The organism is Pseudomonas sp. NFX71, assembly GCF_048079215.1.
GTDB lineage: Bacteria > Pseudomonadota > Gammaproteobacteria > Pseudomonadales > Pseudomonadaceae > Aquipseudomonas > Aquipseudomonas fluorescens_B.
Genome location: NZ_CP182230.1, coordinates 3,852,567 through 3,872,362 on the forward strand (window position 1 = coordinate 3,852,567; position 19,796 = coordinate 3,872,362).

At 59.1% G+C, this 19,796-nt stretch carries 20 protein-coding genes, 1 tRNA gene and 1 pseudogene; 16 read left to right on the forward strand and 6 right to left on the reverse strand.

Annotation, left to right across the window (positions count from 1 at the left end; genetic code table 11):
* The first annotated feature begins 38 nt into the window (after positions 1–38).
* Positions 39–836, forward strand: a complete 798-nt coding sequence (locus ACM1ZW_RS17835) for an acyl-CoA thioesterase (protein ID WP_017337342.1) — start codon at positions 39–41, stop codon at positions 834–836.
* On the opposite strand, the gene ACM1ZW_RS17840 is transcribed toward ACM1ZW_RS17835, so the two are convergent.
* Positions 837–1,202 (reverse strand): Mpo1-like protein, encoded by a 366-nt coding sequence (locus tag ACM1ZW_RS17840; RefSeq protein WP_008027303.1) that lies wholly within the window; start codon positions 1,200–1,202, stop codon positions 837–839.
* A 137-nt stretch (positions 1,203–1,339) separates the two neighbouring features.
* Complete coding sequence (locus ACM1ZW_RS17845) at positions 1,340–2,821, reverse strand: methyl-accepting chemotaxis protein (RefSeq protein ID WP_414878586.1); 1,482 nt, start codon at positions 2,819–2,821, stop codon at positions 1,340–1,342.
* Between the two features lie 179 nt (positions 2,822–3,000).
* On the opposite strand from ACM1ZW_RS17845, the gene ACM1ZW_RS17850 reads away from it, so the two are divergent.
* From ACM1ZW_RS17850 to ACM1ZW_RS17885, 8 genes are all read left to right on the forward strand, one after another.
* The gene (locus ACM1ZW_RS17850) at positions 3,001–3,531 is read left to right on the forward strand and encodes a hypothetical protein (RefSeq protein WP_416738974.1); all 531 of its coding nucleotides are present in this window, start codon (positions 3,001–3,003) and stop codon (positions 3,529–3,531) included.
* Between the two features lie 66 nt (positions 3,532–3,597).
* The gene (locus tag ACM1ZW_RS17855; protein WP_017337345.1) at positions 3,598–3,789 is read left to right on the forward strand and encodes a PLDc N-terminal domain-containing protein; all 192 of its coding nucleotides are present in this window, start codon (positions 3,598–3,600) and stop codon (positions 3,787–3,789) included.
* Positions 3,790–4,042: 253 nt separating this feature from the next.
* On the forward strand, positions 4,043–4,918 hold the full coding sequence (speE, locus tag ACM1ZW_RS17860) for a polyamine aminopropyltransferase (protein WP_017337346.1): 876 nt from the start codon (positions 4,043–4,045) through the stop codon (positions 4,916–4,918).
* Positions 4,919–5,067: 149 nt separating this feature from the next.
* On the forward strand, positions 5,068–5,301 hold the full coding sequence (locus ACM1ZW_RS17865) for a hypothetical protein (RefSeq protein WP_150637829.1): 234 nt from the start codon (positions 5,068–5,070) through the stop codon (positions 5,299–5,301).
* A 218-nt stretch (positions 5,302–5,519) separates the two neighbouring features.
* A complete protein-coding gene (locus tag ACM1ZW_RS17870) occupies positions 5,520–5,861 on the forward strand; it encodes a ribonuclease E inhibitor RraB (protein ID WP_017337348.1) in 342 nt (113 codons plus the stop codon).
* 468 nt (positions 5,862–6,329) lie between these two features.
* A complete protein-coding gene (locus tag ACM1ZW_RS17875) occupies positions 6,330–7,739 on the forward strand; it encodes a circularly permuted type 2 ATP-grasp protein (RefSeq protein WP_017337349.1) in 1,410 nt (469 codons plus the stop codon).
* A 12-nt stretch (positions 7,740–7,751) separates the two neighbouring features.
* Positions 7,752–8,702 carry an alpha-E domain-containing protein gene (locus ACM1ZW_RS17880; RefSeq protein ID WP_150711766.1) on the forward strand — a complete coding sequence of 317 codons (951 nt, stop codon included), beginning with the start codon at positions 7,752–7,754 and terminating at the stop codon, positions 8,700–8,702.
* Positions 8,699–9,508, forward strand: coding sequence for a transglutaminase family protein (locus tag ACM1ZW_RS17885; protein ID WP_017337351.1), 810 nt, complete (start codon positions 8,699–8,701; stop codon positions 9,506–9,508). The genes ACM1ZW_RS17880 and ACM1ZW_RS17885 overlap by 4 nt, the downstream gene beginning before the upstream one ends.
* A 171-nt stretch (positions 9,509–9,679) precedes the next feature.
* Here ACM1ZW_RS17885 and ACM1ZW_RS17890 read toward each other — a convergent pair whose 3' ends face one another.
* Positions 9,680–10,510 carry a c-type cytochrome gene (locus ACM1ZW_RS17890; protein WP_416740820.1) on the reverse strand — a complete coding sequence of 277 codons (831 nt, stop codon included), beginning with the start codon at positions 10,508–10,510 and terminating at the stop codon, positions 9,680–9,682.
* Between the two features lie 593 nt (positions 10,511–11,103).
* On the opposite strand from ACM1ZW_RS17890, the gene ACM1ZW_RS17895 reads away from it, so the two are divergent.
* The 3 genes from ACM1ZW_RS17895 (at position 11,104) to ACM1ZW_RS17905 (ending at position 15,306) form a co-directional block, all read left to right on the forward strand.
* A complete protein-coding gene (locus ACM1ZW_RS17895; protein ID WP_017337353.1) occupies positions 11,104–12,309 on the forward strand; it encodes an acetyl-CoA C-acetyltransferase in 1,206 nt (401 codons plus the stop codon).
* Positions 12,310–12,337: 28 nt separating this feature from the next.
* The gene (locus ACM1ZW_RS17900; protein WP_416738975.1) at positions 12,338–14,482 is read left to right on the forward strand and encodes a 3-hydroxyacyl-CoA dehydrogenase NAD-binding domain-containing protein; all 2,145 of its coding nucleotides are present in this window, start codon (positions 12,338–12,340) and stop codon (positions 14,480–14,482) included.
* Between the two features lie 95 nt (positions 14,483–14,577).
* Positions 14,578–15,306, forward strand: a complete 729-nt coding sequence (locus ACM1ZW_RS17905; protein WP_414878588.1) for an amidotransferase — start codon at positions 14,578–14,580, stop codon at positions 15,304–15,306.
* Between the two features lie 103 nt (positions 15,307–15,409).
* Here ACM1ZW_RS17905 and ACM1ZW_RS17910 read toward each other — a convergent pair whose 3' ends face one another.
* The 3 genes from ACM1ZW_RS17910 to ACM1ZW_RS17920 form a co-directional block, all read right to left on the reverse strand.
* Positions 15,410–16,381, reverse strand: a complete 972-nt coding sequence (locus ACM1ZW_RS17910; RefSeq protein ID WP_017337356.1) for a magnesium and cobalt transport protein CorA — start codon at positions 16,379–16,381, stop codon at positions 15,410–15,412.
* 141 nt (positions 16,382–16,522) lie between these two features.
* Positions 16,523–17,245, reverse strand: coding sequence for a lysophospholipid acyltransferase family protein (locus ACM1ZW_RS17915; protein ID WP_017337357.1), 723 nt, complete (start codon positions 17,243–17,245; stop codon positions 16,523–16,525).
* A 213-nt stretch (positions 17,246–17,458) separates the two neighbouring features.
* Positions 17,459–18,148, reverse strand: a complete 690-nt coding sequence (locus tag ACM1ZW_RS17920) for a crotonase/enoyl-CoA hydratase family protein (protein WP_017337358.1) — start codon at positions 18,146–18,148, stop codon at positions 17,459–17,461.
* Positions 18,149–18,457: 309 nt separating this feature from the next.
* On the opposite strand from ACM1ZW_RS17920, the gene ACM1ZW_RS17925 reads away from it, so the two are divergent.
* The 4 genes and pseudogenes from ACM1ZW_RS17925 (at position 18,458) to ACM1ZW_RS17940 (ending at position 19,716) form a co-directional block, all read left to right on the forward strand.
* A tRNA-Ser gene (locus tag ACM1ZW_RS17925) sits at positions 18,458–18,547 on the forward strand.
* A 211-nt stretch (positions 18,548–18,758) separates the two neighbouring features.
* Positions 18,759–18,959 (forward strand): annotated as a pseudogene (locus ACM1ZW_RS17930) (6-aminohexanoate hydrolase); the annotation flags it as partial.
* A gap of 68 nt (positions 18,960–19,027) precedes the next feature.
* Complete coding sequence (locus ACM1ZW_RS17935; RefSeq protein WP_017337360.1) at positions 19,028–19,348, forward strand: YbjQ family protein; 321 nt, start codon at positions 19,028–19,030, stop codon at positions 19,346–19,348.
* A 179-nt stretch (positions 19,349–19,527) separates the two neighbouring features.
* Complete coding sequence (locus tag ACM1ZW_RS17940) at positions 19,528–19,716, forward strand: hypothetical protein (protein WP_031318578.1); 189 nt, start codon at positions 19,528–19,530, stop codon at positions 19,714–19,716.
* Positions 19,717–19,796: the final 80 nt, after the last annotated feature.

Here is a 19,796-nt window from a genome sequence, read left to right on the forward strand (position 1 = left end):
TAACATCGCTTCATTCCATATCTGCCCTTGAGGTTTTCATGCGCTTTTCCGATCTGCTCGACGCCGTCCGCAGCCAGCCGCTGGAGCTGTCTATTCCGGCCGAATGGGCGCAGGGGCGTGCCAGCTTCGGCGGTCTGGTCGCGGCTTTGCAATACGAAGCCATGCGCGCACGGGTGCCGGTGGATCGTCCCGTGCGCTCGCTGGCGATCACCTTTGTCGGGCCCGTCGAACCCGAAGTGCCGGTCAGTTTTGAAGTCGATGTCCTGCGCGAAGGCAAGGCGGTCAGCCAGGTGCTGGGCCGGGCGATGCAGAAGGGACAAGTGGTGACGTTGATCCAAGGCAGCTTTGGCGCCTCGCGGCCGTCCGAAGTGGCCGTAGCCGCCACGCCGGCTCCCGACATGAAGCACTGGGACGACTGCCAGGAGCTGCCGTATGTCAAAGGCATGACTCCGGAGTTCATGCGCCATCTGGCGATGCGCTGGAGTGTTGGCGGCCTGCCGTTCACGGGCAATAAATCCCGCGAGATGGGCGGCTGGGTGCGCTTGCGTGGTGATGTGAAGGAAGAGGCGGTCACTGAGGCGCATATCCTGGCATTGGTGGACGCCTGGCCGCCGGCGCTGTTGCCGCACCTGAATAAAGTCGCGATGGGCAGCACGCTGACCTGGACCATCGAATTCGTCCAGCCCTTGCTCGAGCTCAGCACCCTGGACTGGTGCAAATACCTCGTAGAAATCGAACATGCCGCTGACGGCTATGGTCATGCGGCCGCGAAGCTGTGGAGCGCGGACGGTCAGCTGATCGCCATGAGTCGCCAGACCGTGACGATTTTTGCCTGATCAGTGACGACGGTGGCGCTCACGCCAGGCGCGCCACCAACCGCCGCTGAGGAAAAAGCGCGGAAAGGTCAGGAACTGCTCGACCAGCAGGCGCGACACCGCATCTTTGCGATCACTGAACGGCTCGGAGGCCTGCGCCTCCAGGCTGTGCCCGTGGCGTTGCAGGCCCAATGCAGCGAGCAGGCCGATGACGCCAATCGCGAAGTTTGCAAAGCTCAGGCTGAACACCCCGCACACCAGCAGCAGAAACGCCACGATGAACAGCGGCACGGCAATCAGGTGCAACACCAGATTGGCCGGGTGCTGGTGGTTGTCCGGGTACGCGCGCCATTGCCAGGCGGGAAGGTTGGGGTGACGTTTGCCCATGATGCTGATCCTCGATCCATGTTGAACACATGATTGAAGAATAGGCGTGGCATGGGCGGGCGGCGAATCAAGGATGGCTATCGCAGTGATAGGTGCCATGGTCAGAATTGATGTTGATTGAGCCGGCGAAGGGGCCCTTACAGCTTGAGCAACCCTATCGCCTTGCTCAACTCCCCGGCCAACGCCGCCAACTCATGACTGGTCGTCGCCGAATCCACCGTCTGCTGCACCGTGTTCTCGGTCACATCGCGAATGCTCACCACCGCCCGGTTCATCTCTTCCGCCACCTGGCTCTGCTGTTCGGCCGCCACCGCGATCTGCGTGTTGCTTTCACGCATCTGCGCCACGGCGCTGGTTATTTCCACCAACGCGGCGCCGGCCTCTTGAGCCTGTTGCACGCAGTCGTCGGCCTTGAACGAGCTTTCCTGCATGAAATCCACCGCATCCCGGGTTCCGGCCTGCAACGCCGAGACCATCAGGGTGATTTCGTCAGTCGAGGCCTGTACACGTTTGGCGAGGTTGCGCACTTCATCGGCGACCACCGCAAAGCCACGTCCCATTTCCCCGGCCCGGGCCGCTTCAATCGCCGCGTTCAGCGCCAGCAGGTTGGTTTGCTCGGCGATGCTGTGGATCACATTGACCACGCCGTTGATCTTCTGACTGTCCTCGGCCAGACGCTGAATCATCTCGGCCGTTTGCTGTACGCCAGTGGACAGCCCGGCAATCGACTTCTGTACGCGACTGACCACTTCCTGACCGCTGCCGGCCAAGGTGTCGGCGGTTTGCGAGAGGTCGCGGGTGGCGCCGGCGTGCTGGGCGATGTGATAGACGGTGGCGGTCATTTCGTTGATCGCCGTGGCGGCCTGGTCGGTTTCGCTTTGCTGGCCCAGCATGCCGTGACGGACCTCGTTCATGCTCGATGCCAGGCGCGCCGCGCCGACATCCAGTTGCCGGGCGGTGCTGGCAACAGTGGTGACCACCCGTTGGTAACCGGCCTGCATGGCGTTGAACGCGCCGGCCATCTGCCCGACCTCGTCGGTGCAGGCCAGCGGCACACGGGCAGACAGATCGCCGGTTTTTTCAACGTGGAGCATCACGTCTTTCAAAGTGTTGAGCTGACTGAGCAAAAAACGGATCAACAGTTGCGACGCTCCGAGCATCGCCAGCATCAGGATGAACACCGCCACCGCGTAATTGGCGAAACGCTCGCCAAACACCTGGGTCAGGCTCGGGCCATGAGCGATCACTGCCACCTGCTGACCATCGGCGCGCGTGAACACCTCCGCGCCCATCAGCGGGTTGTCGCCAAACAGCGGCATCGAGTTGATCTTGACCCAGCCGTTGGCATCCGCCAATTCCAGCACGGGCTGCTCGTTCAGCAACGGCGCCTGCCCGCGGCTGAACGTCAGCAGGTTATCGGCCTTGGGCAGCGCTTGCCCGGCAGGCCAGGCGTTGAGCAATCGCGCCTGCGCTTGAGCAGACGCTTGAGCAGCCTGACTGCGGGCCTGCTGTTCGAGTTGTACGGCGTACAGCACCAACAACAGGGTGGTGACGAAGGCGACAGCGTTGACCGCCCAGAATTTATATTTCAGCGAGATGTTGCTAAGCCAGGCACCCATGGAGGTCTTCTCTGATAGCGGAAACAGCATTGGCAAGGTGCCAGCATTGTGCCGCTACCCGAGTCGGCGGATCTTGATGTGCATCAACATTCCCGACCGTGTTCCCGCGCAGGAATTGCGGGGCGTAATGCGCTATCCTTCGCGCCTTCAAAATTCCCTCGCTACAGGATTCCGCCCCCATGAAAGCCGCACTCGTCGAACTCATCAGCAAAATCAGCTCCGGGTGCATGAGCGAAGCCGAAATCCTCAAGGTCGCTGACGAAGCGGCCCAGGCCTACGCCGATCCAGAGGCTTTTCTGATGGCCAATCCGGACATCAACTACGACGACACCTTCCCGATTCCGTTGGGCGAATGGGTGGTCGTCGGCAGCCTGCCGGAAACCGTGCTGTTCCAGGCTGACACCTATATGGACTTGTTCGCGCAGATCGTCGCGTCGTTCGGCCCGGGCGTGGATTTCAACATCAAACCCAAGCAATTGGCCAAGACCGAAGCGCTGACCGCGCTCAATCGCATCCAGGTGCAGATGGGCAGCATGAACAAGGAAAACGGCGGCTACACGCTGATGAACTTCAGCCAGTTGCTGGACGACGAACTGCAAGTGGTGCTGGTCTATGGCAACGACGTACCGCGTGTGCTCGAGTTGTGTGCCGAGGTCGGCATCGCGGCCGCACCTTCCCTGGAAGCCCTGAAAGTGGCGATCCACGTTTGAATAAAACGGAACCCTGACAACGGCCGGCTATCCTAAGAGTGCACATCACTCTTAGGGAGCGACACCATGGGTTCCACGTTCAACGGCCTGGTTGGCCTGATCATTCTTGCCCTGGACATCTGGGCAATCATCAACGTGCTGAAAAGTGGCGCCGACACCGGGATGAAAATCGTCTGGGTCCTGCTGATCCTGCTGTTGCCGGTCCTGGGCCTGATCATCTGGGCCATCGCCGGGCCGCGGGGCAACGTGCGAATCTGACCCCTAAACACCGCCAAACCTGTGGGAGCTGGCCTGCCAGCGATGGCATCACTGCGGAGTCTCTGATAGACCGCAGCGATACTATCGCTGGCAGGCCAGCGCCCACAGGTTCGGCGTCGAGCCGTCAACTGACGTTCGACCTGTCATCTTCCGCGACGTAGAATGCGCGCCTTTCCCGGGCAATCGAGCTGATCGATTGGCCTTCATGGGCGGGTAACCGTCCGTTGCCACCGCATTCATCGGAGCACTTCCCATGAGCAACACTCCAACCAGCGATTACCTGGAAACCCTCTACGAAGGCTACGGCCAGCGTTTTCGCATGGAAAAACTGCTGCACGAAGTGCGCACCGAACACCAGCACCTGGTGATTTTCGAAAACCCGCGCATGGGCCGGGTCATGGCGCTGGACGGCGTGATCCAGACCACCGAAGCCGACGAATTCATCTACCACGAAATGCTCACCCACGTGCCGATCCTCGCGCACGGCAGCGCCAAACGCGTGCTGATTATCGGTGGCGGCGACGGCGGCATGCTGCGTGAAGTGGCCAAGCACGGTGGCGTCGAGCACATCACCATGGTCGAGATCGACGGCACCGTGGTCGACATGTGCAAGGAATTCCTGCCGAACCACTCCAAGGGTGCGTTCGATGATCCACGCCTGAACCTGGTGATCGACGACGGTATGCGCTTCGTCGCCACCACCACCGAAAAGTTTGACGTGATCATCTCTGACTCCACTGACCCGATCGGTCCGGGCGAAGTGCTGTTCTCGGAAAACTTCTACCAGGCCTGCCGTCGCTGCCTGAACGAGGGCGGTATCCTGGTGACCCAGAACGGCACGCCGTTCATGCAGATCGAAGAAGTCAAAACCACCGCCGGCCGCCTGCGCAGCCTTTTCCCGGACTGGCACTTCTATCAGGCCGCCGTGCCGACCTACATCGGTGGCTCGATGACATTTGCCTGGGGCGCGACCAATACCGCCTATCGCAAATTGTCCCGCGAAACCCTGCAACAGCGCTTCGCCGGCAGCGGCATCATCACCCGCTACTATAATCCGGAAATCCACATTGGCGCGTTTGCCTTGCCGCAATACGTACTGCAAGCCGTGAACAAGCCAAGCAACGACTAACGTTATTCACATCCCCTGTGGAAGCTGGCCAGCTCCCACAGGGTCAGTGTGTTTTCATGTGGGTGTGCCGTAATCCGTTTGAACGATCAGTCAGGCCAAAAGTCCAGATAGATGTACGCCCATTTGCGGGTTTGTTCGAGGAGGCACTGATGCAAAAGTGGAAAATCACTTTCGTGGATGATCACGGCGAAACAGTCGATGAAGTCTTTGAGTGCGACGAATGCCCGGACAACGAGCATGCCGCCAAACTCATCAAGGCCCGTCTCCTTCCTGTCGCTGCCGAACTGGATCTGAACGATCTGGAAGGGCGCACTGCTGATGCGAGCGTCAAGAATCTCAAGTCCCAGAACAGCATACAAATCCTCGGCATCACTCCCGTCTGAAACACTCTCTGGCACACTCGTGAAACACCAGGCCTTGGCAGCGGCGCTTACTTGAGGCTACTCTGCAATCGAGATCAGCGATTGGATCGCTAAGGTCTGGTCTTGTCAGCTACATGCTTGTTTCCCTTCGGCAACGTGGTTGCCGCAATGCTTGCACCATTCGGTTGCAGGCGTCGGGAGTACGGAAAGTCTATCCATCGGTTTGAGGAGGACGTTTCATGAGCACAGCCTATCAAGAAGACATCAGCAGCTCGGTGCTGCGCCGCATGAAAGAAGGCGGTTTCGACTTTTCACGATTCCATCCCATTGAGTTCTACGCCATTTTCCCGGACGAGGAGCGGGCACGCAGGGCGGCAGGGCACTATTCCGGCGAATCCATGAATGCTCAGATCAGCGTACGCGATGACGGCGCATGGGCCCTGGAACTGAGTAAAGTGATGTCCGCCACCTATGACGGCATCGGCGACTTTGAGCAGGACTTCGAGGCGGTGGTCGAGCCTTTGGGCGGCATCATCGAAGGATGGGGCGTCAAGCAGGAGGTACGAGGGCTACTCGCATAACACTATGAACAGCGACAACATCCACTAACGGCTGACCTTCGGGTTGGCCGTTTTCGTTTGTGCGTCTGAACATCAAAAGATCGCAAGCCTTCGGCAGTTCCTGCATAGGAATGCGTAGGAGCAGCCGAAGGCTGCGATCTTTTGACGTATTTTTGATTCATGACATTTCAAAGAAGCAAAAAAAAGCCGCCTGAACAGGCGGCTAAAAGGGAAGTTCGGTGAGCATTACCAGCGAATGCGCCAATTATCCACAGCCACTGCCGGGCAGTGAAATCAACTCTGACTATGCTGGTGATAGGCGAAAGCATTGCTTCGCAATGAAGCGGGGGCGATCAGGTTGGGGCAATTACCGCACAGGAATGGTGCGGTCGCTGCGCGACGAATATCCAACCGATTGATATCAAAGCGTTTATGCCGATGGCACGGGCCTTGCGAAGGTCTGTATGTCCGGGTGACAAGGAGTACGGCATGATCCGCACCTATTTTGATGAGATGTACGATGCCGGCGGCCAGGTCCGCCCGCATTATCGGGAGTTTGCCCGTTGGCTGGCCGAGACGCCTGACGAACTTCTCGCCCAACGGCGACGCGAGGCCGATCTGTTGTTTCATCGCGCCGGGATTACTTTCACGCTCTACGGGGACGAGCAGGGCACAGAGCGCCTGATTCCCTTCGACACCATTCCGCGCAGCATCCCCGCCAGCGAATGGCGGATTGTCGAACGTGGCTGCATCCAGCGGGTCAAGGCGTTGAACATGTTCCTCGCCGACCTCTATCACGAACAGCGCATCATCAAGGCCGGCATCATTCCGGCCGAGCAAGTGCTGGCCAACGAGCAATACCAGTTGGCGATGCAAGGCCTGGATTTGCACCGGGATATCTACTCGCACATCTCCGGTGTCGATCTGGTGCGCGATGGCGACGGCACGTACTACGTGCTCGAAGACAACCTTCGTACACCGAGCGGCGTGAGCTACATGCTCGAAGACCGCAAGATGATGATGCGCCTGTTCCCAGAGTTGTTCTCGGCCCAGCGCATCGCCCCTATCGATCATTATCCGAACCTGCTGCTCGACACCCTGAAAAGCTCCAGCCCGATCGATAACCCGAGCGTGGTGGTCCTGACGCCGGGTCGCTTCAACAGTGCGTTTTTCGAGCATGCATTTTTGGCGCGAGAAATGGGCGTCGAACTGGTGGAAGGCGCGGACCTGTTCGTGCGTGACGACAAGGTGTTCATGCGCACCACGGACGGGCCGAAAGCGGTCGATGTGATCTACCGACGCCTCGACGATGCGTTCCTCGATCCGCTGGCGTTCAACCCGGATTCGATGCTCGGTGTGCCGGGGCTGCTGTCGTCCTACCGCTCGGGCAATGTGGTGCTGGCGAATGCCATCGGCACCGGGGTGGCGGACGACAAATCGGTGTATCCGTTCGTGACGGACATGATCCGTTTCTATCTGGATGAAGAGCCGATCCTGAAGAACGTGCCGACGTTCCAGTGCCGCAATCCTTCTGAGCTGTCCCACGTGCTGGCCAATCTTCCGGATCTGGTGGTCAAGGAAACCCAGGGCTCCGGCGGTTACGGAATGCTGGTGGGGCCGGCGGCGACAGCGGCGGAAATCGAGTCGTTCCGCGCCCGCATCAAGGCCAAGCCACACGCGTACATCGCGCAACCGACGTTGTCCCTGTCGACTTGTCCGACCTTTGTCGAAAACGGCATCGCGCCACGCCACATCGACCTGCGTCCGTTTGTTTTGTCTGGCCGCGAAACCCGGGTCGTGCCCGGCGGTTTGACCCGAGTCGCCCTGCGTGAAGGCTCCCTGGTGGTGAATTCCTCCCAGGGCGGCGGAACCAAGGACACCTGGGTGGTCGAGGATTGAAGGAAGCCTGCCATGTTAAGTAGAACTGCCTCGGATTTGTATTGGATGTCGCGTTACCTGGAGCGGGCGGAAAACCTCGCACGGATGCTCGACATCAGTTATTCGCTGTCGCTGATGCCGCAGGATGGTCGCGGTGATGGTCTGCATGAGCTCGCCATGCCGCTGCTGATTACCGGCACCCTGGACGATTACCTCGAACGCCACGGCGAGTTGCATGCCGAACGGCTGCTGCACTTTTTCGCCCTGGACGCGGCCAACCCGGCGAGCATTTACAGTTGCCTCGGTTCGGCACGGGCCAGTGCCCATGCGGTGCGGGGGCGAATCACCGCCGACATGTGGGAAAACATCAACGCCACCTGGCTGGAAATACGCGGGATCGCCGAGCAAGGCTTGAGCCGCTACGGAATGAGCCGTTTCTGTGAGTGGATCAAGGAACGTTCGCACCTGTTTCGTGGCGCGTCCTACGGCACCATCATGCGTAACGATGCGTTCCGTTTCATTCGGCTGGGCACGTTTATCGAGCGCGCCGACAACACCTTGCGCCTGCTCGATGCTCGCTACGAAATGGCTGGCGATCAGGCCGAAGCGGTCAGCGACGGCACGGCCCACGCTTATTACCAGTGGAGTGCCTTGTTGCGGGCGTTGTCGTCGTTCGAGGCCTATACCGAAATCTACCGCGATGCGCCCGGTGCCCGGCATGTGGCCGAACTGCTGCTATTGCGTGCTGATGTGCCACGTTCGCTACGGGCCTGCACCGAAGAAATCGACCAGATCCTCGCCCAGCTGCCCGGCGCCAACGGCCGTCCCGCGCAACGCCTGGCCGCCGAGATGGACGCGCGCCTGCGCTACACCGGCATCACCGAAATTCTCGACGAAGGCCTGCACGCCTGGTTGACCGAGTTCATCCCGCTGGTGCGCCAGTTGGGTAACGCCATACACAGTTCCTACCTGGAGGCGGCATGAGACTTTCCATTAGCCACGAGACCACCTATCACTATGAAGATCAGGTGCGGGCGAGCATCCAGTACCTGCGACTGACCCCTCACGACAGCGAGCGCCAGCACGTGCTCAGCTGGCAACTCGACCTGCCGCGCCCGGTGCGTGCGCAACTCGATCCGTTCGGCAACATTCTGCACGTGCTGACCATGGACGAGCCGCATGAAGCGATCATCATCGGCGCCCGTGGCCAGGTCGACATCGACGAACTGCGTGAGGCCGAGCACGAGAGCCAGTCGGCGCTGCCGTTTTTGCGTTTCACACGCCTGACAGAAGCCGACGAAGCCCTGCGCGCTTTCGCGGAAAAGGAATGCAAGCAACGCCGGGATCGCACAGCGTTGATCGACTTGATGCATGGGCTGAACCAGCACATGACCTACACGCCAGGCTCCACCGAAGTGGATACCAGCGCGGCCCAGGCCTTTGCCGGGCGTTCTGGCGTGTGTCAGGACCACACCCACGCGTTCCTCGCCTGTGCTCGCAGCCTGGGCATTCCGTCGCGTTATGTATCGGGATATTTGTACAGCGAGAACTGCGAGCACCTGGCCAGTCACGCGTGGGCGGAAGCCTGGCTGGACGACGCGTGGTACAGCTTTGACGTGACCAATGAACTGGCGCGGCCGGAGCGCCATTTGAAGCTGGCGGTGGGCCTTGATTACCTGGATGCCTGTCCGGTGCGCGGGATGCGTCGCGGCGGCGGGTGTGAGCAGATGCATGCGAAGGTGTTTGTGTCGCCGACGCCGATGCCTGTGATCTCGGTCCAACAACAGTAATCACGAATTATCGGGGAGAAGGCGCTTTTGTGGCGAGGGAGCTTGCTCCCGCTCGACTGCGCAGCAGTCGTAAATCCGATAAAAGTGGTTTGCATGACGGATCGCATCGCCTGACTTGAGGGCCGCTTCGCGGCCCAGCGGGAGCAAGCTCCCTCGCTACAGGTCTATCTGCTACTTATTGGCTGTGATGTGCTTGCGTCCAGCCATATGCTTCAAATACCCCACCAACATCTCCAGATCGCCGTCGGGCAACACCTGCGCCGAAAACCCCGGCATCTTCGCCTGCGGCCACTGCCGCAAGCTCTGCGGATCGCGGATATACCGCTTCAAAAAGTCCGCGCCAAAATATTCGGTCGGGTTAAACGGAATATTAAGATCCGGTCCGAACTGCGCATCCCCGGCGCCATTGAGACGATGACACGCCAGGCAGTTCTTCTGAAACAGCGCAAACCCCAGATTCACCGGATGATCCGCCTTTAACGCCGGATCCGGCAACAGGGCAGGGAAGCGCTCTGCCACCGGCGCCATGCGCTTGATGCTCGCCACTTGAAAGGGCCATTGTTCGGGACTGATGTTGCCCGCCTGCGGGTTGGTCCAGACCAGATAAAACGGCCCCGCACCTGGCTTGCCTTCGGACAGTGGCGGCCACGGCATGGCCGGGTCTTCAATCGCCAGCCAGGCCCGCGCGCCCTTGGCATTGAGCAACGGCGCGGCTGCCAGTTCAGCGGCAAAACCATCCAGTGCCACCGCTTGCAAGTGATCGTCAGGCGTGATGCCGGTCAACAACGCCGCCAGGGGCACGGCGCGATAGCTCATGTCCCGTTTATAGGAAACGTCGTTGGTAATCGTGAGGGTCTGCACCTGAGGATGCTTGAGCAATTCCTCGGTTTGCCAGGTGCGACTGTTCGCGCCCAGCTCCAGGTTCAGCTGTGCGGCATAAAGGGGCGAGCCGAACAGCAAGGCCCCGAGCAGAATGAGCGTTTTCAAATGATCGCCGTCCATGTCGTGGAAGTGCCGCAAAGGTTGGCACACCCACGCTGGCCCGGGTAGCGAGCCAGTCACATTTTTGATGAGGCGATAAAAAACCTTGGCGCCGTATTTTAATAACCGACTAGCCGATCACCTTGGTCAGGTTCGGCAAAATCAACAACAGCGTAGTGGCGAAAAGAATAAGTCCGGCTTGACGTACTTTCGAATGTTTGAACATGGCTTGACCGCCTTTTTTGTTATTTCCTGATGCCTGCCTGCATATCTCCATGACGGCAGCGCGTTGCACTTCCTGTAGAGCGAGCGCCTCGGCAAAACCCGACGACAACTTCGCATATGTTCACCTTAGGGCCCGCGTCACTCGTGGTTTAGATCCCTTTCGTATGGAGCGCGCACAAATTGCTTTAAAAAAGGCATGAGGCCTATTGCCAGCTTCTTTGCCGCCCTTTTGCTAGACAGCTCGGTGTCCTGAAACGGTTAATCCGGTAACACACTACCGTCCGTCTGAGCGTGTCCGTCAACGTCTGTGAGCATTGCGGTCATTGAATCGGCGGTGGCTCGGCATAAGGTGAAGGCTCAGTATTTTCACCGTCAGGTTCGAGGACGTCATGACCCAAGCTTTGATTTTCGACGCGTTACGCACGCCCCGTGGCAAAGGCAAGGCCGATGGTGCCTTGCACAGCGTCAAACCGGTGAACCTGGTGGCCGGGTTGCTCAGGGCGCTGCAGCAGCGCACTTCTCTGGACACCAGCCAGGTCGATGACGTGGTGCTGGGCTGCGTGACGCCGGTCGGCGATCAAGGCGCCGACATCGCCAAAACCGTGACACAAGTGGCCGATTGGGACGTCAGCGTGGCAGGTGTGCAGATCAACCGCTTCTGCGCGTCGGGGCTCGAGGCGGTGAATCTCGGGGCGATGAAAGTGCGTTCCGGCTTTGAAGAACTGGTGGTGGTCGGTGGCGTCGAGTCGATGTCCAGGGTGCCGATGGGCAGCGACGGCGGCGCCTGGGCGCTGGACCCGGAAACCAATCTGCACAGCCATTTCACACCGCAAGGCGTGGGCGCCGACCTGATCGCCACCCTTGAAGGCTTCAGCCGTCAGGACGTCGATGCCTACGCGCTGCATTCCCAGCAAAAAGCCGCGCGGGCCCGGGCCGATGGATCGTTCAGTAAATCGCTGGTGCCGGTACGGGACCAGAACGGCATTCTCCTGCTCGATCACGATGAATTCATCCGCGCCGACTCCACGCTTGAAGGCCTGGGCAAGCTCAAGCCGAGCTTCGAGATGATGGGGCAAATGGGCTTCGATGCCACGGCGTTGCGGGTCTACAGCCACGTCGAGCGAATCAACCATGTGCACACGCCGGGCAACAGTTCCGGGATCGTCGATGGCGCGGCGCTGATGTTGATCGGCTCCGAAGCCAAGGGGCGCGCGCTGGGCTTGCAGCCACGGGCGCGGATCGTCGCCACGGCGGTTACCAGCACCGACCCGACCATCATGCTCACCGGCCCGGCGCCGGCCACGCGCAAGGCGCTGGCCAAGGCCGGGCTGCGGGTCGAAGACATCGACCTGTTCGAGGTCAACGAGGCGTTTGCCTCTGTCGTACTGAAATTCATCAAGGACATGACCATCGACCCGGACAAGGTCAACGTCAACGGCGGCTCCATCGCCATGGGCCATCCCCTCGGCGCGACCGGTTGCGCAATCCTCGGCACGCTGCTCGATGAGCTGGAAACCCGCCGCCTGCGCTATGGCCTGGCGACGTTGTGTGTCGGCGGCGGCATGGGCATTGCCACCATCATCGAACGCCTCTGAGCCCCCGATTTTCAGGAAAACAAGAGCCATGAACGAAGCAATCCGTTACGAAAAAGGGCAGGACCAGATCGTCGTCCTGACCATCGACATGCCGGGCCAGAGCGCCAACACCATGAACGCGGTCTACCGTGAGGCCATGGCTGCCTGCGTCGCCCGTTTGGTGGCTGAAAAAGACAGCATCGCCGGCGTCATCATCACCTCGGCCAAGAAAACGTTTTTCGCCGGTGGCGACCTGAATGAACTGATCAAGGTCGGCAAGCCTGAAGCCAAAGCGTTCTATGACATGGTGCTGACGCTGAAGGGCCAGTTACGCACCCTGGAAACCCTGGGTAAACCTGTCGTCGCCGCGATCAACGGCGCGGCGCTGGGCGGTGGCTGGGAAATCTGCCTGGCATGCCATCACCGCGTGGCACTGGACAATTCATCGGTGCAGCTCGGTTTGCCTGAAGTCACCCTCGGCCTGTTGCCTGGCGGCGGCGGGGTGGTGCGCATGGTGCGCATGCTCGGTCTGGAAAAAGCCTTGCCGTATCTGCTTGAAGGCAAGAAGGTCCGCCCGCAACAAGCCTTGCAGGCGGGTCTTATCGATGAACTGGCATCGGATGGCGAAGAGCTGCTGGCCAAGGCTCGAGCCTGGATCATCGCCCATCCAACGGCTGTGCAGCGCTGGGACGTGAAGGGCTATCAGATACCGGGCGGTACGCCATCGAATCCTAAAGTCGCGCAGATGCTGGCGATAGCGCCGTCGATCCTGCGCACTAAAACCCAGGGCTGCCTGCCCGCGCCGGAGAAAATTCTTTGCGCGGCGGTTGAGGGCGCGCAGGTGGATTTCGATACCGCGCACCTGATCGAAACCCGTTATTTCACAGAGCTGACCACCGGCCAGGTCTCGAAGAACCTGATCGGCACCTTCTGGTTCCAGCTCAACGAGATCAATGCGGGCGGCTCGCGGCCTCACGGGTTTACACCTTATGTGACACGTCGAGTGGGCGTTTTGGGCGCCGGGATGATGGGCGCCGGGATTGCTTTTGTCAGCGCATCGGCGGGCATCGACGTGGTGCTCAAGGACATCAACCTCGCGGCAGCGGAGAAGGGCAAGGCACATTCGGCGGCATTGCTTGACAAGAAAGTTGCCCGCGGCCAGATGAGCGCCGAGCAGCGCGATGCAGTGCTGGCGCGAATTAAAACCACCGAAAAGGATGCCGATCTGGCCGGCTGCGATCTGATCATTGAAGCCGTGTTCGAAGATCGCGAACTGAAAGCCAAAGTCTCTTCCGCCGCGCAACTTATCGTTGGCCCTGACGCAGTGATTGCTTCCAACACGTCGACCTTGCCTATCAGCGGTCTCGCCACCGCCGTACCGGACCAGAGCAAGTTCATCGGCCTGCATTTCTTCAGCCCCGTGGAAAAAATGCCCTTGGTGGAAATCATCAAAGGCGCCCACACCAGTGACGAAACCCTGGCCCGAGGGTTCGATTTCGTACTGCAAATCAAGAAAACGCCGATTGTGGTCAACGACAGTCGTGGCTTTTTCACTTCTCGAGTGTTCGGCACCTTCACCAACGAAGGCATTGCCATGCTTGGCGAAGGCGTGAGCGCAGCGATGATCGAGACCGAAGCCCGCAAGGCTGGCATGCCGATCGGGCCTCTGGCGATCTCCGACGAAGTTTCCCTCAGTCTCATGAGCCATATCCGCCAGCAAACCGCCAAAGACCTGCAAGCAGAAGGGAAACCGCTGATTGAGCATCCCGCGTTTGCCGTGATTGACTTGCTGCTCAACGAATACAAGCGTCCAGGCAAAGCCGCGGGCGGTGGTTTCTACGAGTACCCGGCCGGCGGCCAAAAGCATTTGTGGCCTGAGTTGAAAACCCGCTTCGAGAAAGCCGACGGACAGATTTCGCCAAAGGATGTGCGCGATCGCCTGCTGTTCGTGCAGGCCCTCGAAACCGTGCGCTGCGTGGAAGAGGGCGTACTGACATCGACGGCGGACGCCAATGTCGGGTCGATCTTCGGTATCGGTTTTGCGGCCTGGACTGGTGGCGCGCTGCAGTTCATCAACCAGTACGGTGTGAAAGACTTCGTCGCCCGCGCGCAATACCTCGCCGAACAGTACGGCGAACGGTTCGCACCACCGGCGTTGCTGCTGCAAAAAGCCGCCAGCGGGGAGGCGTTTTAAGGGACCGATGACGCACTCCGGGGCTTGCCTTGTCACCCTGTTTCGAGGCAGGCTCTGGGGTGTGCATTATTCCCATCACGTGTCAGGTATTTTTTATGTCGTTACGCATCTGCATTCTGGAAACCGACATCCTGCGTCCGGAACTGGTCGATCAATATCAGGGTTACGGGCAGATGTTCCAGCGTCTGTTTTCGCAGCAGCCTATCGCGGCCGAGTTCACCGTCTATAACGTGATGCAGGGCGAATACCCAAGCGATGATGAGGTTTTTGACGCCTATCTCGTCACCGGCAGCAAGGCCGATTCCTTTGGCACCGACCCGTGGATCGAAACCCTCCGTGCTTACCTGCTGACCCGTTACGAACGCGGCGACAAACTGCTGGGGGTGTGCTTCGGCCATCAGTTGCTGGCGTTGCTGCTGGGCGGCAAGAGCGAGCGCGCGACCCAGGGCTGGGGCGTCGGCACGCACAGCTACAAACTGGCGGCCAAGGCGCCGTGGATGAGCCCGCTGCGCGAAGAGCTGACGTTGTTGATCAGTCACCAGGACCAGGTGACGTCGCTACCGGAAAACGCCACGGTCATCGCTTCCAGCGATTTCTGCCCGTTTGCCGCTTACCACATCAACGATCAAGTGCTGTGCTTCCAGGGGCATCCGGAGTTCATTCACGATTACTCGCGGGCGTTGCTGGATATTCGCCAGGAAGTGCTGGGCGAGCAGATTTATTCGAAAGGCATGGCAAGCCTTGAGCATGAGCATCACGGCACCACCGTTGCGGAGTGGATGATGCGGTTTGTGGCGCATAAGCCAGAGGCGCAGTCGGTTTAGCAAGCTGACACAACACTTGTGGCGAGGGAGCTTGCTCCCGCTGGACTGCGTAGCAGGCCCATCCTATGGGGCCCCTTCGCTGCCCAGCGGGAGCAATGGGTTGTCAAAGCCACCCTGACTTCTTGAAACTCCCCCACAAACTCACGCACCCCACCGCTATAAACCCCAACACCGCGAAATATCCGTAATGCCAGGTCAGCTCCGGCATGTTCTGGAAGTTCATCCCGTAGATCCCGGCCACCGCCGTCGGGAACGCCAGAATCGCCGCCCACGCCGCAAACTTGCGCTGCACCACGCTTTGCCGTGAGGCCTCCAGCAACACCCCGACTTCAATCGTCTGACTGGCGATATCCGCCAGGGTTGTCAGGTCTTCCATCTGCCGTGTCACATGAATCTGCACATCACGAAAATACGGGCGCATGTTCTTGTCGATAAACGGAAAATTCAGTTTCTGCAGTTCCTCGCCGATCTCCACCATCGGCGCCGCATAACGACGCAGGCGCAATACGTCTCGGCGCAGGCCATGAAGCTTCTGGATGTCATGTTCATTCAGCGCGCTGCACAGCACGTTTCGCTCGAGCTCATCGATTTCGGCATGGATTGCTTCGCCTACCGGCTGGTAGTTTTCAATCACAAAGTCGAGGATGGCATAGAGTACGAAATCTTCCCCGTGCTCCAGCAACAGTGGACGCGCCTCACAACGCTGTCGGACAAGGGCGTAGGACGCCGAGTGACCGTTCCGGGCGGTGATGATGTAACCATTGCCGGCAAAGATATGAGTCTCGATGAACTCCAGTTTGCCTTCGTTGCGAATCGGCGAATACGTGACGATAAACAGGGCATCACCGAAGGTTTCCAGCTTCGGTCGACTGTGTTTTTCCAGGGCGTCTTCGATGGCAAGTTCGTGCAGGTTGAACTGGCGTTGCAGGTTCGTCAGCTCTTGGGCATTTGGTTCTTCAAGGCCGATCCAGACAAAGTGGCCGGGCTTGGCAGCCCAGGCCGCGCCTTCGTCGAGGGTAATATTGGAGACTTTCTTTCCAGCGCTGTAAACCGCAGCAGCAACAACTCTACCCATGATTCAGGTTCACTTCTTATTTGGCAGGTGGCAGTAGCAGGCATTGATCAGCTTAGCCTTGTCTGCTGCTTGAGAGTCAGTGAAATCTGCAGAGTTCGAAGCTCGCAGGCAAAAGAAAACCCGCACAGGGCGGGTTTCGTTTCACGCGGCTTGCAGTTGCCGATCCATCGAGGCGATGCAATCGCGCATCTGCTCGCGGCACTGGGCGATCAGCAGGGGCATGTCGTCCAGGCTCAGTCCGGCGGTTGGAATCGCCGGCAGTGAACGGATCAGAATTTTCCCACTGCGCCAGCGGTTCAATCGCATGTGCTTGACGTAACTGCTGACACAAACCGGGACGATCGGCACACCCGCCGCGATCGCCATCTGGAAAGCACCTTTCTTGAAGGGCAGCAGTTCTTCACCGAGGTTGCGCGTGCCTTCCGGGAATACCCAGATCGAGGTGTCTTCATGCTGCAAGGTGTGCGTCGTGGTCAACATGGACTGGCGCGCCTTGTGCGCATTGCCACGGTCGATCAACACATTGCCGGCCAGCCAGAACAACTGGCCGAACAACGGCACCCACTTCAGGCTCTTCTTGCCGATGCACACGGTGCGGCGGGGCACCACATTGCCGAACACAAACAGATCGTAGTTGGACTGGTGGTTAGCGATGATCACGCAGCTGTCAGGTTTGTCCATCAACGGACCGACCTCGGCCTTCACCCGCAAACGCAAAATACACATCGCCGGCCACGCATACAGACGCGCGCACAAACGGCTGTTGTCAGGATTGAACGGCCGACACAGACCCAGAATCACCCCGAGTACACCGGCCAGGATAAAGTGCAAGCCCATCAATAACATACGAAGCACGAACAGCATTTGCAGGCCCCACCGGGACAAAAGGTGGCGCAGTGTACGGATGTGCACTGTTTTCGGCAATTGCCGCTAAAAGGTAGGAGATGGCCGATGTTTGAGCGCATGTTTCCGACTTATTGGTCAGACGTGTTCTAGAGCGGTTGTAGGCTTTTCAACAGAGCTCGTATGAAAAAGCCCGACACGACGGTCGGGCTTTTCGGTGTAGCACGCTTGGGCTTAACCCATATGTTCCTGATCCAGGATGATTGCGTTATCCAGCGTATCCAGCAGTGCCTTGCGCACCTTCAGCTTGGTGTTCTTGTGTGCGTTCATGTTGATCTTCTTCAGTTGACGCGCCGCCGCCAGTGCAGCGCCCTGCAACTCTTCAGCCGATACCACCACGTCAAGGAAGCCTGCAACCACGGCACCCTGCGGATTGAACATCTCGCCATTGATGACCGAACGGTTGAATGCCGCTTTGCCCAAGCGATCACGGGCGATCTCGATACCGGCGTGGTGCATGGTCATGCCAATCTGCACTTCGTTCAGACCAATGCTGAACGGGCCGTCGACACCGATGCGGTAATCCGCCGACAACAACAGGAACGCACCCTTGGCCACGGCATGACCCGGGCATGCAACGATCACCGGGAACGGGTGCGACAGCAGGCGACGGGCCAGGGTTGAACCGGCCGTCACCAGCGCCACGGCTTCTTTAGGGCCGGCTGTCATCACCTTCAAGTCATAACCACCGGACAGAATCCCCGGCGTACCGGTAATGATCACCACTGCACGATCAGCCACCGCCTGATCCAGCGCAGCATTAAACGCAGCAATCACGTCCGGGGAGATGGCATTGACCTTGCCGTTGCTCAAAGTCAGGGTCGCGATACCGTCTTCGAGGTGGTAGGAAATCAACTCACTCATGACGCTATTCCTTGTATGAAAGTTGAGGCAGACGTTACCCACCGTCGCAGGCCAGGTAAAGCGCCGTGACTGACCCGCCAGTCACACTTTCCCCTCCGGGCAAGCCCAACCCGCCACGCCCGCCATGCCTCGCCTTCTATATAGATAAGAGAGTGCGAAGCCGGAGATTGGCGGGTTTGCCTTGCCCAGAGACCTGCAGAACGTCTAAATCGCTAACCGCATGAAAATTCTGCAAAAAAAGTTTGCCATCAGAAAAGCTTTCGACTACATTAGCGCGCCTCGACAGACAGAACATGTATGACGAGATACGGTGAAGTGTCCGAGTGGCTTAAGGAGCACGCCTGGAAAGTGTGTATACAAGAAATTGTATCGAGAGTTCGAATCTCTCCTTCACCGCCACATTCTGCAAACACAAACCCCTGATTTTCCTAGAGAAAGTCGGGGGTTTGTGGTTTCTGGCGTCTGAAAAATGTCCCAAGGGACTTTTATGGGGCTCAAGGGGCATCCTGGGCTGAGCTTGTCACACTGGGCAACAAGGGGACGGAGGCCAGAATATGTCCCGCCCACCACTGCTTAATGTGGCTAATGGCAAGGCGAATACGGCAGCGCGTTCGCCTATTTTACGGTGGACTCCATCGGCACTCCGTTTGCCGGCGGTGGCTTGAATACCGGTCTGCGGGACCTGGCGCGGTTTGGCGAGATGCTACGCAATGACGGTCGGGTCAATGGCCAACAGATCGCGCCCAAAGCCGTGGTCGATCCCTCGGCCGAGAGGGTGATTGTTCGGTACGCTTCCCATCCCGTTGCCGGCGTTTGATGCGCTGGCTCAACATTTATCCCGGTTGCCTTGAGTGCCAGGGCCATGAAAAAGGAAAACCTATGATCACCACCACAACCCACGCCATCGAAGGCCGACAGATCACCGCCTACCTGGACATTGTCAGCGCCGAGTCGGTGCAGGGCGTCAACGTTATTCGGGACATGTTCGCCGGGATGCGCGACTTCTTCGGCGGGCGCTCTCAGACATTGGAGCGTGCGTTGAAAGAAGCGCGGATTCAGGCGACCGATGAGATCAAGGAACGGGCGCGGGCGATTCAGGCCGATGCCGTGGTGGGGCTCGATTTCGAGATCAGCATGCCGGCCGGGAAGGGCGGGATGGTGGTGGTTTTCGTCACCGGGACGGCGGTTAAACTGAGGTGAGTCCGGTACGAATTGTTGTGTTGGTTTTGTAGGAAGCGGTGTAGCCCATTCGTCGGGCATCGGTGATATGAATTACAAGTCCGGTAATGACCGGCTAGTCTCAAAAGCTTGGTGGTCGATATGTTTCAGGCAAATAGGGCTTGCCGGTGTCGATCCCGCATTTTGAGAGGGGTGAAAAGATGGCTGATCCGTATATCGAAGACGACGGGGCTGAATTTCCGATCAACAATTGCGTGCAGTGTGGCCAGACAGACTATGAGTCGGGCTTTGGTGACGACAAGGTCAAGCTCGGCAAGATGAAAACCATGGTGCGCCAGGGACCGAAGGCGAAATTTCTACCCAAGGTAGCGACGCCGGTCAGGAAGTAGCTTCCATGAATAGACCCCGCATCGAGCGGGGTTTTTTATGCCTGAATGATTTTTGTCGAGGCTTGTTTTTTTTGGTCCGG

Coding starts and splice junctions, on each gene's coding strand:
- ACM1ZW_RS17835 (WP_017337342.1), top strand. CDS start 39: ATGCGCTTTTCCGATCTGCTCGACGCCGTCCGCAGCCAGCCGCTGGAG.
- ACM1ZW_RS17840 (WP_008027303.1), bottom strand. CDS start 1,202: ATGGGCAAACGTCACCCCAACCTTCCCGCCTGGCAATGGCGCGCGTAC.
- ACM1ZW_RS17845 (WP_414878586.1), bottom strand. CDS start 2,821: ATGGGTGCCTGGCTTAGCAACATCTCGCTGAAATATAAATTCTGGGCG.
- ACM1ZW_RS17850 (WP_416738974.1), top strand. CDS start 3,001: ATGAAAGCCGCACTCGTCGAACTCATCAGCAAAATCAGCTCCGGGTGC.
- ACM1ZW_RS17855 (WP_017337345.1), top strand. CDS start 3,598: ATGGGTTCCACGTTCAACGGCCTGGTTGGCCTGATCATTCTTGCCCTG.
- speE (WP_017337346.1), top strand. CDS start 4,043: ATGAGCAACACTCCAACCAGCGATTACCTGGAAACCCTCTACGAAGGC.
- ACM1ZW_RS17865 (WP_150637829.1), top strand. CDS start 5,068: ATGCAAAAGTGGAAAATCACTTTCGTGGATGATCACGGCGAAACAGTC.
- ACM1ZW_RS17870 (WP_017337348.1), top strand. CDS start 5,520: ATGAGCACAGCCTATCAAGAAGACATCAGCAGCTCGGTGCTGCGCCGC.
- ACM1ZW_RS17875 (WP_017337349.1), top strand. CDS start 6,330: ATGATCCGCACCTATTTTGATGAGATGTACGATGCCGGCGGCCAGGTC.
- ACM1ZW_RS17880 (WP_150711766.1), top strand. CDS start 7,752: ATGTTAAGTAGAACTGCCTCGGATTTGTATTGGATGTCGCGTTACCTG.
- ACM1ZW_RS17885 (WP_017337351.1), top strand. CDS start 8,699: ATGAGACTTTCCATTAGCCACGAGACCACCTATCACTATGAAGATCAG.
- ACM1ZW_RS17890 (WP_416740820.1), bottom strand. CDS start 10,510: ATGGACGGCGATCATTTGAAAACGCTCATTCTGCTCGGGGCCTTGCTG.
- ACM1ZW_RS17895 (WP_017337353.1), top strand. CDS start 11,104: ATGACCCAAGCTTTGATTTTCGACGCGTTACGCACGCCCCGTGGCAAA.
- ACM1ZW_RS17900 (WP_416738975.1), top strand. CDS start 12,338: ATGAACGAAGCAATCCGTTACGAAAAAGGGCAGGACCAGATCGTCGTC.
- ACM1ZW_RS17905 (WP_414878588.1), top strand. CDS start 14,578: ATGTCGTTACGCATCTGCATTCTGGAAACCGACATCCTGCGTCCGGAA.
- ACM1ZW_RS17910 (WP_017337356.1), bottom strand. CDS start 16,381: ATGGGTAGAGTTGTTGCTGCTGCGGTTTACAGCGCTGGAAAGAAAGTC.
- ACM1ZW_RS17915 (WP_017337357.1), bottom strand. CDS start 17,245: ATGCTGTTCGTGCTTCGTATGTTATTGATGGGCTTGCACTTTATCCTG.
- ACM1ZW_RS17920 (WP_017337358.1), bottom strand. CDS start 18,148: ATGAGTGAGTTGATTTCCTACCACCTCGAAGACGGTATCGCGACCCTG.
- ACM1ZW_RS17935 (WP_017337360.1), top strand. CDS start 19,028: ATGATCACCACCACAACCCACGCCATCGAAGGCCGACAGATCACCGCC.
- ACM1ZW_RS17940 (WP_031318578.1), top strand. CDS start 19,528: ATGGCTGATCCGTATATCGAAGACGACGGGGCTGAATTTCCGATCAAC.